This window comes from Bradyrhizobium sp. JR4.3 (genome assembly GCF_040547695.1).
GTDB lineage: Bacteria > Pseudomonadota > Alphaproteobacteria > Rhizobiales > Xanthobacteraceae > Bradyrhizobium > Bradyrhizobium canariense.
This window is the reverse complement of record NZ_JBEPQF010000012.1, coordinates 49,438-64,591: the sequence shown is the minus strand read 5'-3', so window position 1 is coordinate 64,591 and position 15,154 is coordinate 49,438. Positions and strand designations below refer to the sequence as shown.

Below are 15,154 nucleotides of genomic sequence, written 5' to 3'. Positions count from 1 at the left end.
GGTCGCGCTCAGAGTTTCAGCCTGACGTCGCAAATATCCGGTTCAGTGGGATCCGGCTTCACCTCGAAGCCGAGCTGCCGGCACATTTCGAGCATCGTTGTGTTCTCCCTGAGAACATCACCGGAGATCGCTTTGAGCCCCTCCGATCTCGCGTAGTCGATGATCAGCTGCATCAGGGCCCATCCCAGTCCCTTGCCCTTGAGATCGGACCGCAGCAGGATTGCATATTCGCCGCTCTCGTAGACCGAGTCCGAATGGAGGCGGACCACGCCGACCATCTCGCCGCTCGCCTCGTCGAATGCGATAAAGGCCATCGCCCGCGCATAGTCGAGCTGGGTCAGGCGCGCGATGAACTCGTGGGTGAACTCCTTCATCGGCGCGAAGAAACGCAGACGAAGGTCGTGCGCCGTGACATGACGCAGGAATGCGTGGATGGTCGGCTCGTCCTCCGGACGCAGGGGCCGCGCGAAGATCCGCCAGCCCTCCTTGAGCTTGAGGCGGCGCTCCCATTGCGACGGATAGGCCCGAACGGCGAAGTTGGCGGCGCCGGAGCCGGCGAACTTCCGTTGCGGCGACCCGACTGCGACGCGGGCATCGACCGCGGTCACGCCGGTTTCATCCGCCAGCAGCGGATTGATGTCGAATTCGCGGATCTCGGGAATGTCGGCGGCCATCTGCGCCAGCTTGACCAGGACCATGGCGACGGCGTCGGGCTTCACGGCCGGCACGTCCCGGTAAGCGCGAAGCAGCCGTGACACGCGCGTGCGGTCGATCAGGTCGCGGGCCAGTTGCAGATCGAGCGGCGGCAGCGCAAGCGCCTTGTCGTTGATGATCTCGACCGCGGTCCCGCCGCGGCCGAACACCACGACGGTGCCGAAGGTGGGATCGTCGGCGAGGCCCAGGATCAACTCGCGCGCCTTCGCCTTGACGACCATCGCCTGCACGATGACGCCCTCGATGCGGGCTTGCGGACGCAGCTTGCTCGCCCGTGCGAGAATGTCGATGGCGGCGGCGCGCACCGCCTCGACCGTCGTCAGATTGAGCACGACGCCGCCGACATCGGATTTGTGGACGATGTCGCGCGACATGATCTTCAGCACGACGGTGGCGCCTTGCGCAAAGATGTCTTCCGCGTAGGCCACCGCCTGCTCGACATCGGCCGCGGCGTAAGTGGGCACCATCGCGATATCGTAGGCTTCGAGCAGGTGCTTGATCTCGACGGGTTCGAGCCATTGCCGGCCGTCTGCGATGGCGGCAGCTACGATCTGTTTTGCGGCACGTGCGTCCGGCACGAAAGTGTCGGGCATTGCGGGTGGAACCTGGCTCAACTCCTCCACGACTTCGCGATGCCTCACGAGGTACATGAAGCCGCGCACGGCGTCATCCTCGGTCGGATAGTTCGGGATGCCCGCGCCGGACAGTGTTTCGATGATGTTCTGGTCTGCTCCGATCCACGAGGCGAGCACGGGCTTGGCCCAACTGCGGTGCTTCTCGCGATATGCCTTGACGCGTTCGGTCACCATCGTTGCGATATCGGCAGCCGAGGCAATCGCGGTCTGCACGTTGAGGACGAGGACCGCGTCGTTGTCGGGATCGGCAAGCAGCACGTCGAGTGCCGCCGCATAGCGCGACGCATCGGCATCACCTACGATGTCGACGGGATTTGCGCCGGACCAGGTCGGCGGCAGCGCGTCGTCGAGTTTCTTGCGCGCGTCCGCCGAGAGGCTCGCCGGAATGCCGCCGAGCTCGACCAACCGGTCGATAGCGAGGACACCGATGCCGCCGCCATTGGTCAGGATGGCGAGGCGCTTTCCCGCCGGCGACTCGACGCGCCCGAGCGTCTCGGCGCAATCGAACAGCTCGCGCAGATCGGAGACCCGCAGGACGCCCGCGCGGCGGAACGCCGCGTCATAGACGGCGTCGGCGCCCGCAAGCGCACCGGTATGGGTGGCGGCCGCCTTCGCGCCCTGCGCCATTCGGCCGGACTTCACCACGACAACGGGCTTCACGCGCGCCGCGGCACGCGCGGCCGACATGAACTTGCGCGCGTCCTTGATGGCTTCGATATAGAGCAGGATCGCGCGGGTCTTGTGATCCATCGCGAAATAGTCGAGCAGATCGGCAATATCGACGTCGATTTGATCGCCGATCGAGACGATGCCGGAGAAGCCGACGCCGCGCTGCGCGGCCCAATCGACCATGCCGGCCGCGATCGCGCCTGATTGCGAGATCAGCGCGAGATTCCCCGGCCCCGGCATGTGCGCAGCAAAACCGGCATTGAGGCTCACGCCGGGCATCATGATGCCCAAGCAGTTCGGCCCGATCAGCCGCATGCCGTATTTGCGGGCTGCAGTGATGGCGGCCTCGTGGAGGGACCCCGCTCCGTGACCGAGCCCGGCCGAGACGATCAGGGCGCCCGCCGAGCCGCGCCGCCCGGCTTGATCGACAATGCCCGGAACCGCGCGCGCCGGCGCGGTGATAACCACAAGCTCGGGCACGAACGGCAATTGATCGAGGCTGTCCACGGCCGCGACGCCGCCGATCTCCGCATGGCGCGGATTGACGAGGCCGAACTGTCCCGTGAACCCAGCCTTGCGGATGTTCTCCAGAACGGCGCGTCCAACGGAGACCGGGCGGGCGCTCGCACCGACGAGCGCGACCGAACGCGGCGACAGCAGGTTCTTCAGACGATAGGTTGACATGAAAGCAAATGCGCCCGGTCGGTGGCGGTTCCGATGGTTGACGATCAGGCCGATAAACTGGCCACCCGCCTAGTACGAGAGCATAACCCAGCACGGTGGCTCGCCAATGACGGTCTTTGTCACACCGCCCCAAACGATCTCGTTCAGGCGCGAATGATGGTAAGCGCCCATTACGATCGCATCGATGGCATGGGAATTCGCCCAGCTTCCGAGCACCTTACCGATCGAGCTGCCGCTGCCGTTCGTGGTTTCAAACGAGGCGTAGACCCCGTGTTCCCTCAAGTGATCGACGAGAGCCGTCCCGGATTGCACGATCGCGTCAGACTTGTCGTCCGCCACAGTCACCACGCGGACTAGGGCTGCTGCCTGAAGGATAGGCAGCGCGTCGCCGATCGCACGCGCCGCACGCGCGGAGTGGTCCCAGGCGATCATGACATTCTCGAATTCCGGTCGCAGTTCGTCCACATGCTGCTCCGGGCAGAGCAGCACTGGCCGCCCGGATTCGAACAGGAGCGTCTCGATGATGTGCTCGGTTCGGCTGTCGTGCGGCTTCACGGGGACCAGCGTGAGATCGCTGAAGCGCCCGTGCTCGGCCAGGACTGTCGCGATCTGGTCTGCCGGCACCTTGGCCGACCGGCTTTGAGCGCGAATGCCGGTGCGGGAGGTTGCGCGGGTGAACGCACCCAGGAGATCCTGACTGTCGCCCGCCCCAAGCGAGCCGTTTGGCTCGGCCGCATCGGAATCATCGGGGAGCATCACCTTCGGCCGCACGAAAACATCCTCTTCGAGCGCAAGCGCGGTGATCCTGGCGCCGAGGTCGGCGGCAACGGCCACGCATTTCTCGATCGCAGCAAGGGCCGGGCCGCGTGACTGGCCGACGAGCGGCAGAAAGACGTCCTTGATCGGCATCGGGATTCTCCTCAGGCGCCAGAATAGGCCGGCTTTGGTTGGGACGCTTGATCCTCGTCAAGCCCAAGAACTCCGACCGATCGGAAAGGAGACAGGCGTTGACCGAAGTCAAGGACTGGCCGTGATCTGCTTCTATGGATTACCCTGATCGCGGGGCGAGCCGCCTTCCGACGCATCTGGACGTACCAGCTGGAATGACAGACGATTCTGCGACCCAGGACCGGATCTTTGCGGCGCTCACCAATCCCGCGGATCATCCAAACGTGAGGCGGATCGATACGCACGCAGCTTCGGTCTTCCTCAAAGGCAGACGCGCCCTGAAAATCAAGCGCGCCGTGCAGTTTCCGTTCCTCGATTATTCAACGCTCGAGAAGCGCAAGGCGGCGTGTGAGGAGGAGATCAGGATCAACCGGCCGCTGGCGCCGCAGATCTATCACCGCGTCGTGGCGATCACGGAAGAGCCAGATGGATCGGTGAAGGTCGACGGAAGCGGCCGGCCGATCGAGTTTGCGGTCGAGATGTTGCGCTTCGACGAAAGCCGGACGCTGGATCATCTGGCCAAGGCCGGAGCGCTGGATGACACTTTTGCCTCGGCCGTCGCCGATGCGATCGTGGCTTCCCATGCGCAGGCTGTTCGCGCCGGCGGCAACGCGTGGGTTTCCTCCATCCCTGGGCTGATCGATGGCAACTGCAATGGCCTGCGGACCGGCAATCATTTCGAAGGCGAAGAGATCGCAGAACTGGGCAGAGACTCGCACGCAATGTTCCTCCGCCTCCGGCCTTTGCTCGAAGAGCGCGGCCGTCAAGGCTTCGTGCGCCGCTGCCATGGCGATTTGCATCTCGCGAACATCGTGGCGATCGACGAGCGGCCGGTGCTGTTCGACGCCATCGAGTTCGACGCCCAGATGGCAACCACCGACGTGCTCTACGATCTCGCATTCGGATTAATGGACCTGGTGCACCACGATCAACCACGGGCGGCCAACATCGTGCTGAACCGCTATCTCGCCGCGACTCCGGTCGAAAATCTCGACGCGCTCTCCGCACTGCCGCTATTCATGTCCATCCGGGCGGCGATCCGCGCCCAGGTCGCGCTGGCACGGCTGAAGCCGCCGCATTCCGGTGATCCCAGCATTCTCGACAGGGCACGGCGCTATTTTGGCCTCGCCCGCGCGCTGATCCAGCCGCCGGCTCCCCGGCTGATTGCGGTCGGCGGACTGTCAGGCACCGGAAAGACGATCTTGGCACGCGCGCTCGCGCCGGACGTTACGCCGCAACCGGGGGCCGTCGTGCTGCGCAGCGACCTCGTCCGCAAGCAGATGTTCGGGGTCGACGACACGGACCGGCTGCCGGCATCCGCATACACGCCGGAGGTCACGGCCCGCGTTTACGACATGTTGGCTCGGCACGCCGGGCGGGTGCTGGCGCAAGGCCATTCAGCGATCATCGATGGCGTGTTCGCCCGCGAGGGCGAACGAGGCGCGGTCGCCGCACTGGCGCGCGAGCGCAACGTGCCGCTGAGCGGCCTATTTCTGATTGCGGATCTTGCGACCCGGCAGGCGCGGATCGGCGGCCGCCGGGGCGACGCATCCGACGCCACGCAGGAGGTTGCCGAGCGGCAAGAGCACTATAATATCGGCCATATCGGTTGGGCGACCATCGATGCATCCGGGACGCAAGAGCAGACGCTCCAGAACTGCCGGGACGCGATCGCCGAGAGCAAGTAAGGCAATCTGCAAATGGCGCGACCCAGCACGAGTTCGACGGCCGCGCGCGTCAAGCCTGCGGCGAGGCGCAATGCCCTGCCCGGCCGCCTCAGCCCCGGCATGGTCTGCGACACGGCGTTCCGGATCGTCGCCCGCCGTCACCTCGCCGCCGTTCTCGCCCAGCATGACGGCACCTGCCGCGGCGATCCGGAGGCACTGCACCAGATCCGGATTGCACTGACACATTTGCGCACCGCCATCCGCTTCTTCTCGCCGATAGTCGATGATGCCCTTCGGCCGGAGGTCTGGACCGAACTGCAGTGGCTGAACAGCCAGCTCGGCATGGTGCGGGATCTGGACGTGGCGATCGAGCGGGTCATCGCCGAGAGTGGCGGCGAGTTGACGGTGATTGCCGAGCTCCAGCATTGGGACGAGAAGCGTGCCGAGAGCCATCGCCTGCTGACGCGCGCGCTGCAATCCGCGCGGTATCGCCGTCTCGTCGAGCAGACGTCAGCCTGGATCGAGAGCGGCCCCTGGTCGACCCGGCGCAGCAAGGAAGCTATCAGGCTACGCCGCTGCACGCTCGCCGACCACGCAACAGCGAAACTCACGGAATGGGAAAAGACGCTGCTCAAGAAAGCACGCAAGCTCCACAAGCTCGATGTCGAGAAACGGCACAAGCTGCGGCTTCTCAACAAGCGGCTGACCTATTCGATCGAGTCGCTGGAGGACCTGTTCGCCGACGAGTCGCTGACGAAGCAAAAGTCGATCCTCAAGCAGTTGCGCAAGGCGCAAAAGTCCCTCGGACAGTTGAATGACGATGCGCGAGGGCAAACCCTGGCGGCGTCATTGAACGAGGCCGTCCCCGAGGCGGGCATTCGCTTCCTCAACCGCAAGCGCGAAAAGAAACTGTTGCGGACCGCCTCGCGTGCCTACCGGAAACTCGACAAGGCCAAGCCGTTCCGCTCCGCCAACCTTGCGCCGAATGCGCAGCCTGAGGACTAGGTGTGGACGTAGTCTCCTGGCGCGTCCGGCAGACCGTCAAGGTCTCCGCCTCCGATCTGCGGCGGATCGCAGGGCGACCCGGAGCGTGCGGCCAGCCATTCGGCCCATTCCGGCCACCACGATCCCTCGACTCGCGGCGCCAGCTTCAACCATTCGTCCGGGCCAACATAGGGCGCATCGGCGGCCTTGATCAGCACTTGATAGCTGTGGCCGGACTCGTCCGGCGCCGCGACGACGCCGGCATTGTGGCCGCCGCCGGTCAATACAAAGGTCACGTCGGCATCGACCTGGTAGTGGATCTTGTAGACGGATCGCCACGGCGCCACGTGATCGGCGAGCGTGCCGACCACGAACATCGGCGCATGGATGTCGGAAAGCGAAACACTCTTGTCCTCGACACGATAGCGGCCCTCGGCCAGATCGTTGCCCAGGAATAGCTTTCGCAGATATTCCGAGTGCATGCGAAAGGGCAGCCGCGTGGCGTCGGCGTTCCAGGCCATCAGGTCGCTCGGTGGCGCACCCTCGCCCATCAGATAGTCATGCGACAGCCGCGACCAGATCAGTTCATTGGAGCGCAACAGCTGGAACGCGCCGGCCATCTGCGTCGTGTCCAGATAGCCCCGCTGCCACATCAGGTCCTCGAGAAAGGCGACCTGGCTCTCGTTGATGAAGAGCGTCAGCTCGCCGGCCTCGGTGAAATCCGTCTGTGCGGCAAGCAGGGTGATCGTGCACAGTCGCTTGTCGCCATCGCGTGCCATCGCGGCCGCGGCGATCGACAGCAATGTGCCGCCCAGGCAGTAGCCGAGTGCATGGGTGTTCCGGCCCGGCAGGATCCGGCCGATCATGTCCAGCGCCGCCATGACACCCAGCTTGCGATAGTCGTCGAAAGCAACATCCCGATCTTTGGCATCCGGATTTCGCCAGGAAATCGCGAATACGGTGAAACCCTGACTGGTCAGATACTTCACCAGAGAATTCTGCGGCGACAGATCGAGGATGTAGTACTTCATGATCCAGGCGGGCACGATCAAGATCGGCTCGGGTCGCACTTGCGCAGTCGTGGGTTGGTACTGGATCAGCTCGATCAACTCATTGCGGTAAACGACCTTGCCCGGCGAAGCCGCGACCGTCTTGCCGACGATGAACTGTTCGTCACCCGCTGGCCTTGCGGCGGAGAGCAGGCGCATCAGATCGCTGCACCAGTTCTGCCAGCCGAATACGAAATTCTCCCCGCCGCTCCGGAACGCCTTCTCCAGCACTTGCGGATTGGTCGCCGCGAAATTCGACGGCGCCAGCATGTCAAGCATCTGGCGCATCGAAAATTCGACGATGGCCTCATTTGCGTGCGACACGCCGCGTACGCCGGTCGTGGCATCGTGCCACCAGCGCTCTCCGAGCAGGAATGCCTGCGCAAGCAGATTGAACGGTGCGGCCTCCCACTGTGGCCCCCTGAAGCGACGATCCCGCCCCTGCGGCGCAATCACGGACCACGGCTTTTGCGACGTCGCATGCGCGGCGGCTTCCACAAACTGGCCCATGTCGCGAAGCATGTTGCGCGACATCTCCACCTGACGCTGGGGCGCCGCAGCCAGATGAGAGCTCCAATCGAGCCAGGCGAGCGACAAGGCCAGCGGCGAAATCCCGCCCGTCAACCGCGCCAGCATCGCATGAAACGCGCGGTCAAGAGGGTATGGCTCCGATACGGGCAGGGAATCGGCGGCGACGGGCCTTCCAGCCAGGGCTTCCGGGGCCGTCGTAGAGGCTTCGGGCTCAACAACAGGACTGACGGAGAGAGCCTGCGCGGACGGCTCTTCGGGTCTTGGAAATATCTGCACGACGCTCATGGCTGAATGTTCCTGCCCGCTTCTTGGCGGCGTGGCAGCAGGATATGGCGAGGCTTCGGATGCGCGTTGAGCTGCATCAAGTCCGGGCATCGATCACGATTGCTCAACCGGGAAGAGCCCGATTCATCCTTTGACCTGCGTCAAGCCGCAGCACGACGCCAGAGCTAGGCTCCGCGCATCGACATTCGACAAGCCAGCGGAGTCCGGCATGCGCGCCCATCAGATCATGACCCGGTCGGTCATCTCGGTTACCCCAGACACCAGCATCGTGGAGGCGGCAAACATCATGCTGAAGCGGCATGTCAGCGGTCTCACCGTCGTCGACGATGCCGGCAAGCTGGTCGGCGTGGTCTCGGAAGGCGACTTCATCCGCCGCAGCGAAATCGGCACGGGACGCAAGCGAGGACGCTGGCTGCGGTTCATTCTCGGATCCGGCAAATCGGCCAGCGACTTCGTCCACGAGCACGGCCGCAAGGTCTCGGAGGTGATGACCCGTTCACCAGTGACCATCACCGAGGATACGGCGCTCGCCGAGATCGTCGACCTCATGGAACGGAACAACGTGAAGCGTCTGCCGGTGATCCGCGGCGACACGATCGTCGGCATCGTGTCGCGCGCGAACCTGCTCCAGGCGGTGGCGGACCTCGCCCGAGACGTCCCCGACCCGACCGCGGACGACGATCACATTCGCAGCCGCATCATCGATACCATGGAGAAGAACGACTGGTGCCCGTTCGGGCTGAACGTCATCGTCCGCGACGGAATCGTTCATCTCAGCGGCGTCATCACCGAGGAGCGCGTGCGACAGGCCGCGGTCGTCGCAGCGGAGAACGTCAACGGCGTGAAGAAGGTGCATGACCATCTCTGCTGGGTCGACACCATGTCAGGAATATATCTGAACTCACCCGAGGACGATGACCTCGCCAAGGCAAGCTGACCAAGGCAAGCTGACCAAGGCAAGCTGAGCGCGCACCGATCGCAGTTCAGCGCGGAATGACGGCGGTGGCTTCGATTTCGACGCGCGCCGCCTTCTCGACGAGGCGGACGACCTGAACCAGCGCCATCGCCGGATAGTGCGCGCCGAAGATGGTGCGGTAGGCCTTGCCGAGCTCTTTCAGGTTCGCCAGGTACTCGTCCATGTCGACGACGTACCAGGTCAGGCGCACCAGATGCTCGGGCCGCGCACCGGCCTCCGCGAGGATCGCGGCGATGTTGCTCAGGGTTTGGCGCACCTGCGCGACAAAACCCTCCGCGAGACGCTCCTCGGCATCCCAGCCGATGACGCCGCCAGTGACGACGATGCGTCCCTCGGCGGCCATGCCGTTGGCATAGCCTTTCGGCACCGGCCAACCGGACGGCTGGAGCACCTGCGCCCTGGCGCGGGCTTCGTCCTCGGCTGCTGTCGGCAGCACCGCGAGCTGCGGGCCTTTCGGCGTCGTCACGGACAATTCTCTATCCCTCTCTCATTCCGCCGCGACGCCGGAGGACGTCACCGCGGTCTGCGCCAGTTGCCGCAGGGCAAAGCGCTTTAGTTTGCCGGTCTCGGTCTTCGGCAGTTGCGTCACGAACTCGATCGCGCGCGGATATTTGTATGGCGCGATCTCGCGTTTGACATGCTCCTGCAACGCAGCCACGAGCTCGGCGTCCGGCGTAACGCCCGGCGCGGCAACGACATAGGCCTTCACGATCATGCCGCGCGCTTCGTCCGGCGCGCCGACCACCCCGCACTCGAGGACGGAGGGATGCGTAAGCAGCGCCGCCTCGACGTCCGTGCCAGCGATGTTGTAGCCGGCCGACACGATCATGTCGTCTGAGCGCGATTGGTACCAGAAATAGCCGTCGCTATCCATCAGATAGGTGTCGCCGGTGATGTTCCAGCCGTTCTGGACGTATTTGCGCTGCCGCTCGTCGGCGAGATAGCGGCATCCGGTCGGCCCGCGTACCGCGAGCCTTCCCATCGCGCCCGGCGGAACGTCGTTGCCCGAATCATCGACGATCTTCGCCTCATACCCAGGCACCGGCTTGCCCGTCGCACCCGGGCGGATTTCGTCCTCGGTCGCGCTGATGAAGATGTGCAGCAGCTCGGTCGAGCCGATGCCGTCCATCAGCTTGATGCCGGTCGCCTTCAGCCAGGCATCGAATGTCGGCTTGGGCAGCGTCTCGCCGGCGGACACGCATTTGCGGAGCGACGAAATATCGCGGCCCGGAAGCTTGCCAATCATCGCCCGGTACGCGGTCGGGGCGGTGAAACAGACCGTGGTCTTGTACTGCTCGATCGCATTCAGAATGTCGTTGGGCGCCGTCTTCTCCAGAACGACGAACGAGGCGCCGATGTGCATCGGAAACAGCACGCCGCCGAAGCCAAACGTGAAGGCGAGCGGTGCCGAGCCGACGAAGCGATCCTTCTGCTCCGCGCGCAGGATGTTGCGCGCATAGCCATCGCACACCGCCAGCATGTCACGGTGGAAATGCATGGTGCCCTTGGGGTCGCCGGTCGTGCCCGACGTGAAAGCGATCAGGCAGACGTCGTCGGAGGCGGTATCGACAGCTTTGAACTCCGGACTTGCATCCCCCATCAGGGCCTCGAGCGAGTCGTCGGCGCCGTTACCCCAATAGACTACGCGCTTGAGGTCGGGGGCTGCGGCTTTCGCCTTCTCCATTTCGTCGGCGAGCTTGCCATCGCAGAGCGCGAGTGCGATCTCCGCCTTCTGGATCGGATAGGACAGCTCCTTGGCGCGCAAGAGCGGCATCGTCGCCACGACAATGCCGCCGGCCTTGATCACCGCCAGATAGGTCGCGACCATCATCGGATTGTTGGCCGAGCGTAGCAGCACGCGTCCGCCGGTGACGAGACCAAGCTTGCCGACCAGCACATTGGCGATGCGGTTCACGACCGTTTGCAGCTCACGATAGGTGTAGCTGACGGCGGGGCTGATCACACAGGGAGCGTCGCCATGTCCCTGCTCCACCCAGCGGTCGAGGAAATAGCTGACGCAGTTGAGGCGGGGCGGATATTGCAGTTCCGGTCGCGTGAAGATGAATTCCGGCCAGAGCTCGGCTGGCGGAAGATGCTGCCGCGCGAATGTATCGACATGGGCTGTCGCAGCGTTGTCATCACGCGAGCCCGAGACCTTGGCGGCGTTGGCCATCGCACGCTCCTTTCAGCATGGAAAGCACCCGGCAGCACTAACTCGGAAACATTTTAGGCTTAAAGCAATTTCGCGCAATAGCGGATTGTGGGCATCCCGTGCTTTTTCCGGTGGCAAACGGGATGGGCGGGTGCCTCGGCCGCGGACCTAGCCCCGGCGGCGAGCGGCCGATTTCTGCGCCGATGCCTTGGTCTTGGCGAGCAGCCGCATCAATTCGCGCACATCCTTCGGGGTCAGATCAGCGAAGAGATCGGCGATCCAGGTTTCGTGTTCCGCGGCCATTCTGCGAAACTCGGCGCGACCGAGTTTAGTCAGCCGGATCACCTGGACGCGGCGGTCCGTCTCCGACGTGCGGCGGTCGAGATGACCGGATTCCACGAGGCGCTCGACGAGGCCGGTGACGTTGCCGTTCGACACCATCATGCGCTTGGAGACGTCGGACAGCGTCATGCCGTCGGGTGCCTTGTCGAGCTGCGCCATCAGGTCGAAACGGGGCAATGTGACGTCGAAGCGCTGCCGCAACCGGCCACGGACCTCGCCCTCGATCAGGGTCGTGCAGGTCAGGAGGCGCAGCCACAGCCGAAGCTCTTCGGCGTGGTCCTCCGGAGTTTCGACGGCCTTGGTCTCGGAATCGAGCATGTTGATGCAGTCACTCACGGCCGACATTGGCGCCCGGCAGGGATTCCCAACGTTTTGAGCTTCAAATAAATCGACGCCGGCTGCAAGCCTAAAGCCGCAACAATCGACCGCATGCCGATTTCTTTAGGCTTCAAATAATTGGCGCGCCGCTTGCATGCACCGCTGCCCGCAGGATGACGAGTTGAGCTTAGCTTGCCGCGGCAGCAATCATCGGCATAAACTTGGATTGGAGTAGCGGCTTGCAACGCAAGACCGTCGTCACGGGGGACCGATCATGAAGACGCAAATGACGTTGGCCGCAGCCGCCTTGCTGCTTGGCACCGCGGTGAGCCCTTCCCTCGCCCAGGAAAAAATCAAGCTGGGTGTGATCGTGACCCTCTCGGGACCCGCCGCCGCGCTCGGCCAACAGGTTCGCGACGGCTTTGCGCTCGGGGTCAAGGATCTCGGTGGCAAGATGGGCGGCCGCGATGTCGAGGTCGTCGTGGTCGACGACGAGTTGAAGCCGGACGCAGCGATCACCAAGGTCAAGGGCCTTCTGGAGCGCGACAAGGTCGACTTCGTGGTCGGTCCGATCTTCTCCAACATCCTCCAGGCGATCCACCGGCCGGTGACGGAATCGAAAACCTTCCTTATCAGCCCCAATGCCGGCCCATCGACGTTTGCCGGCAAGGACTGCAATCCGTTCTTCTATGTGACCTCGTACCAGAACGACCAGGTGCACGAGATCCTCGGCAAGGTCGCGCAGGATCGCGGCTACAAACGCATGTATCTGATGGTGCCGAACTATCAGGCCGGCAAGGACTCGGTCGCGGGCTTCAAGCTCGACTACAAGGGTGAGATCGTCGAAGAATCCTACATGCCGCTCAACACGCTGGATTTCCAGCCGGAGCTTTCCAAGATTTCGTCGCAGAAGCCCGATGCGCTCTTCACGTTCATGCCCGGCGGCCTCGGCGTCAATCTCGTCAAGCAATACAAGCAGGCCGGCCTCGCCGACAGCATTCCGGTGCTCTCGGCTTTCACCGTGGATGAATCGACCTTGCCGGCGCAGCAGGACGCCGCAGTCGGCATGTTCGGCGGCGCGAACTGGGCGCCCAATCTCGACAATCCCCAGAACAAGAAGTTCGTCGCCGCCTACGAGGCCGCCTATAATATCGTGCCGGGCACCTACGCCTTCCAGGCGTATGATGCCGCGATGCTGATCGACAGCGCCGTCAAGGCCGTGAAGGGCGATCTCTCGAACAAGGATGCGGTCGCGGCCGCTCTGAAAAAGGCGGACTTCACCTCGCTGCGCGGCGCCTTCAAGTTCAACACCAACGGTTATCCGATCCAGGATTTCTACCTGACCAAGGTCGCCAAGCGCGCGGACGGCAAGTTCCAGACCGAGATCGTCCAAAAAGTCTTCGAGAATTACGGCGACCGCTACGCCAAGGACTGCAAGGCGGCGAACTAAGCCGCACGTCGCATTGAGGGAGGATCACAATGAAGAGCGAAATCACCGGCATCACGCGCGCCAATGAGGGAATCCAGGGCATCTCCTGGAACATCCTCGGCCAGACCTATGTGCCGAAGAGCAACACGGAGCACAGCTTCTCCTGGCATGCGACGCTGCCGCCGGGCACGTTCGTGCCGCCGCACATCCATCCCGACCAGGATGAATATCTCTATATGCTGGAGGGCAAGCTCGATTTCATGCTCGGCAATTCCGAGTCGCAGGCGACTGCGGGCGACCTGATCCGGCTCGGCATGGGCGTGCCGCACGGCATCTTCAACAAGTCGGAGCAGACCGCGAAAGTGCTGTTCTGGGTGTCACCGACCCGCAAGCTGTTCGACCTGTTCTGGGGCCTTCACAACATGAAGGAACAGAAGCCGGAGGACGTGGTGGCGATGGCCGCCGAGTTCAACATCCACTTCCTGCCGCCGCCTCCCGGCGGCTAGCTTCAGGCGCGCACCGCCGCAAGTCCCGGCACTGCGGCGAAGCCGGCCTTGGTAGCATAGCCGCGCACGATCGCCTCGCGCTGGGAATAGCTCAGCACGTTGTCGACATTGTCGAAACCATCAGGCGCGAGCTGCTCGACGGCGTCGATGACGCCCTCGGGACCGCCGCGCCGGTTGGAGCGGACGATGTCCGCGGTCATGGGCAGGCGCTTCTTCTCGTATTCAAGCAACGCCTGGCGCGGATGCTCGGCGCGCACCAGCGCGTCTGCGAGGCAGCGCGCATCGAGGATGGCCTGCGAGGCGCCATTGGAGCCAACCGGATACATCGGATGCGCGGCGTCACCGAGCAGCGTGACTCGGCCGGACGACCAATAGGGCAATGGATCGCGGTCGCAGGTCGGATATTCGTAGAACTCGGGCGTGGCGGAGATCAGGCTCTTCACGTCGACATAGGGCACCGAGAAGCGCGCGACATGCGGCATCAACTCCTCGCGCCGGCCCGGCCGCGACCAGTCTTCCTTGCGCGGCGGCGGGGCATTGCCCTCGCCGACCCTCACCAGCACCGCCCAGTTGGTGAGACGGCTCGCCGGGCTCGATCCCTCCGCGATGGGATAGATCACAACCTTGGCGTTGAGCCCGCCGGCCACAATCATCGACTTGCCGGTGAGGAATAGCGGCCAATCCCGCGCACCGCGCCACAGCATCAGGCCGTTCCAGCATGGCGGCCCCTCGCTCGGGAACAGCGTGTCACGGACCCGCGAATGGATGCCGTCGGCACCAATCAGGATGTCGCCGCGCGCGGTATGGACGTGCGCGCCTGAGCGGTCGAAGAAGTAAGCGGTGACGCCGCTCTCGTCCTGCGTGAAGGCGCCGAGGCGGCAGCCGGTGTGGATGGCCTCCGGCCCGAGCCGCTCCTCGACGGCGCGATGGATGACGCCCTGAAGGCGGCCGCGGTGGATCGAGAATTGCGGCACATCGTGGCCGGCGTCGATGCCGCGAGCCTCGCGCCAGACTTCCTGGCCGTGACGGTTGAGGTAATAGAGCTGGTCGGTGCGGATCGCGACATCGTCAAGCCGCTGGAGCAGACCGAGGCCTGCCAGCTCGCGCATGGCGTGGGGCAGCGTATTGATGCCGACGCCAAGCTCGCGGATGGTGTCGGACTGCTCGAAAATCTCGCAAGCGAGGCCCCGCGAGCGCAGCATCAATGCGGTGGTGAGACCACCGATACCGCCACCGACGATAATCGCCTTCATCGCCCTCACTCC

12 protein-coding genes are annotated in these 15,154 nt (G+C 64.1%); 5 read left to right on the top strand and 7 right to left on the bottom strand.

Going from position 1 to position 15,154, the window contains the following annotated elements; translation table 11 throughout:
- Positions 1–8: 8 nt before the first annotated feature.
- The gene (locus ABIB91_RS20185; protein WP_354164855.1) at positions 9–2,702 is read right to left on the bottom strand and encodes a bifunctional acetate--CoA ligase family protein/GNAT family N-acetyltransferase; all 2,694 of its coding nucleotides are present in this window, start codon (positions 2,700–2,702) and stop codon (positions 9–11) included.
- Positions 2,703–2,771: 69 nt separating this feature from the next.
- Complete coding sequence (locus ABIB91_RS20180; protein WP_354164852.1) at positions 2,772–3,611, bottom strand: universal stress protein; 840 nt, start codon at positions 3,609–3,611, stop codon at positions 2,772–2,774.
- Positions 3,612–3,805: 194 nt separating this feature from the next.
- Here ABIB91_RS20180 and ABIB91_RS20175 point away from each other — a divergent pair, with 194 nt between their 5' ends.
- Together ABIB91_RS20175 and ABIB91_RS20170 are read left to right on the top strand one after the other, a co-directional pair.
- The gene (locus tag ABIB91_RS20175) at positions 3,806–5,338 is read left to right on the top strand and encodes a bifunctional aminoglycoside phosphotransferase/ATP-binding protein (protein ID WP_354164849.1); all 1,533 of its coding nucleotides are present in this window, start codon (positions 3,806–3,808) and stop codon (positions 5,336–5,338) included.
- A 12-nt stretch (positions 5,339–5,350) separates the two neighbouring features.
- On the top strand, positions 5,351–6,322 hold the full coding sequence (locus tag ABIB91_RS20170) for a CHAD domain-containing protein (protein WP_354164845.1): 972 nt from the start codon (positions 5,351–5,353) through the stop codon (positions 6,320–6,322).
- Here ABIB91_RS20170 and ABIB91_RS20165 read toward each other — a convergent pair.
- Positions 6,319–8,166 (bottom strand): PHA/PHB synthase family protein, encoded by a 1,848-nt coding sequence (locus ABIB91_RS20165; protein WP_354164842.1) that lies wholly within the window; start codon positions 8,164–8,166, stop codon positions 6,319–6,321. The genes ABIB91_RS20170 and ABIB91_RS20165 overlap by 4 nt on opposite strands.
- 208 nt (positions 8,167–8,374) lie before the next feature.
- Between ABIB91_RS20165 and ABIB91_RS20160 the strand changes: the two genes are divergently transcribed.
- The gene (locus ABIB91_RS20160; RefSeq protein WP_354164839.1) at positions 8,375–9,103 is read left to right on the top strand and encodes a CBS domain-containing protein; all 729 of its coding nucleotides are present in this window, start codon (positions 8,375–8,377) and stop codon (positions 9,101–9,103) included.
- Between the two features lie 46 nt (positions 9,104–9,149).
- Here ABIB91_RS20160 and ABIB91_RS20155 read toward each other — a convergent pair whose 3' ends face one another.
- From ABIB91_RS20155 to ABIB91_RS20145, 3 genes are all read right to left on the bottom strand, one after another.
- The gene (locus ABIB91_RS20155) at positions 9,150–9,608 is read right to left on the bottom strand and encodes a RidA family protein (protein ID WP_354164836.1); all 459 of its coding nucleotides are present in this window, start codon (positions 9,606–9,608) and stop codon (positions 9,150–9,152) included.
- A gap of 21 nt (positions 9,609–9,629) precedes the next feature.
- Positions 9,630–11,315 carry a benzoate-CoA ligase family protein gene (locus tag ABIB91_RS20150; protein WP_354164833.1) on the bottom strand — a complete coding sequence of 562 codons (1,686 nt, stop codon included), beginning with the start codon at positions 11,313–11,315 and terminating at the stop codon, positions 9,630–9,632.
- Between the two features lie 147 nt (positions 11,316–11,462).
- Positions 11,463–11,981, bottom strand: a complete 519-nt coding sequence (locus ABIB91_RS20145) for a MarR family winged helix-turn-helix transcriptional regulator (RefSeq protein WP_219682411.1) — start codon at positions 11,979–11,981, stop codon at positions 11,463–11,465.
- Between the two features lie 247 nt (positions 11,982–12,228).
- On the opposite strand from ABIB91_RS20145, the gene ABIB91_RS20140 reads away from it, so the two are divergent.
- Both ABIB91_RS20140 and ABIB91_RS20135 read left to right on the top strand, forming a co-directional pair.
- Entirely contained in the window at positions 12,229–13,404 is a 1,176-nt protein-coding gene (locus tag ABIB91_RS20140) for an ABC transporter substrate-binding protein (protein ID WP_354164829.1), read from the top strand.
- Between the two features lie 29 nt (positions 13,405–13,433).
- Positions 13,434–13,889, top strand: coding sequence for a cupin domain-containing protein (locus tag ABIB91_RS20135; protein ID WP_007601580.1), 456 nt, complete (start codon positions 13,434–13,436; stop codon positions 13,887–13,889).
- A 2-nt stretch (positions 13,890–13,891) separates the two neighbouring features.
- Here ABIB91_RS20135 and ABIB91_RS20130 read toward each other — a convergent pair whose 3' ends face one another.
- Positions 13,892–15,142 carry a flavin-dependent oxidoreductase gene (locus ABIB91_RS20130; protein ID WP_354164826.1) on the bottom strand — a complete coding sequence of 417 codons (1,251 nt, stop codon included), beginning with the start codon at positions 15,140–15,142 and terminating at the stop codon, positions 13,892–13,894.
- Between the last annotated feature and the right edge of the window lie 12 nt (positions 15,143–15,154).

Excerpts from the sequence above, each read along its gene's own strand:
- ABIB91_RS20185 (WP_354164855.1), bottom strand. The coding sequence starts at position 2,702 with ATGTCAACCTATCGTCTGAAGAACCTGCTGTCGCCGCGTTCGGTCGCG.
- ABIB91_RS20180 (WP_354164852.1), bottom strand. The coding sequence starts at position 3,611 with ATGCCGATCAAGGACGTCTTTCTGCCGCTCGTCGGCCAGTCACGCGGC.
- ABIB91_RS20175 (WP_354164849.1), top strand. The coding sequence starts at position 3,806 with ATGACAGACGATTCTGCGACCCAGGACCGGATCTTTGCGGCGCTCACC.
- ABIB91_RS20170 (WP_354164845.1), top strand. The coding sequence starts at position 5,351 with ATGGCGCGACCCAGCACGAGTTCGACGGCCGCGCGCGTCAAGCCTGCG.
- ABIB91_RS20165 (WP_354164842.1), bottom strand. The coding sequence starts at position 8,166 with ATGAGCGTCGTGCAGATATTTCCAAGACCCGAAGAGCCGTCCGCGCAG.
- ABIB91_RS20160 (WP_354164839.1), top strand. The coding sequence starts at position 8,375 with ATGCGCGCCCATCAGATCATGACCCGGTCGGTCATCTCGGTTACCCCA.
- ABIB91_RS20150 (WP_354164833.1), bottom strand. The coding sequence starts at position 11,315 with ATGGCCAACGCCGCCAAGGTCTCGGGCTCGCGTGATGACAACGCTGCG.
- ABIB91_RS20145 (WP_219682411.1), bottom strand. The coding sequence starts at position 11,981 with ATGTCGGCCGTGAGTGACTGCATCAACATGCTCGATTCCGAGACCAAG.
- ABIB91_RS20140 (WP_354164829.1), top strand. The coding sequence starts at position 12,229 with ATGAAGACGCAAATGACGTTGGCCGCAGCCGCCTTGCTGCTTGGCACC.
- ABIB91_RS20135 (WP_007601580.1), top strand. The coding sequence starts at position 13,434 with ATGAAGAGCGAAATCACCGGCATCACGCGCGCCAATGAGGGAATCCAG.
- ABIB91_RS20130 (WP_354164826.1), bottom strand. The coding sequence starts at position 15,142 with ATGAAGGCGATTATCGTCGGTGGCGGTATCGGTGGTCTCACCACCGCA.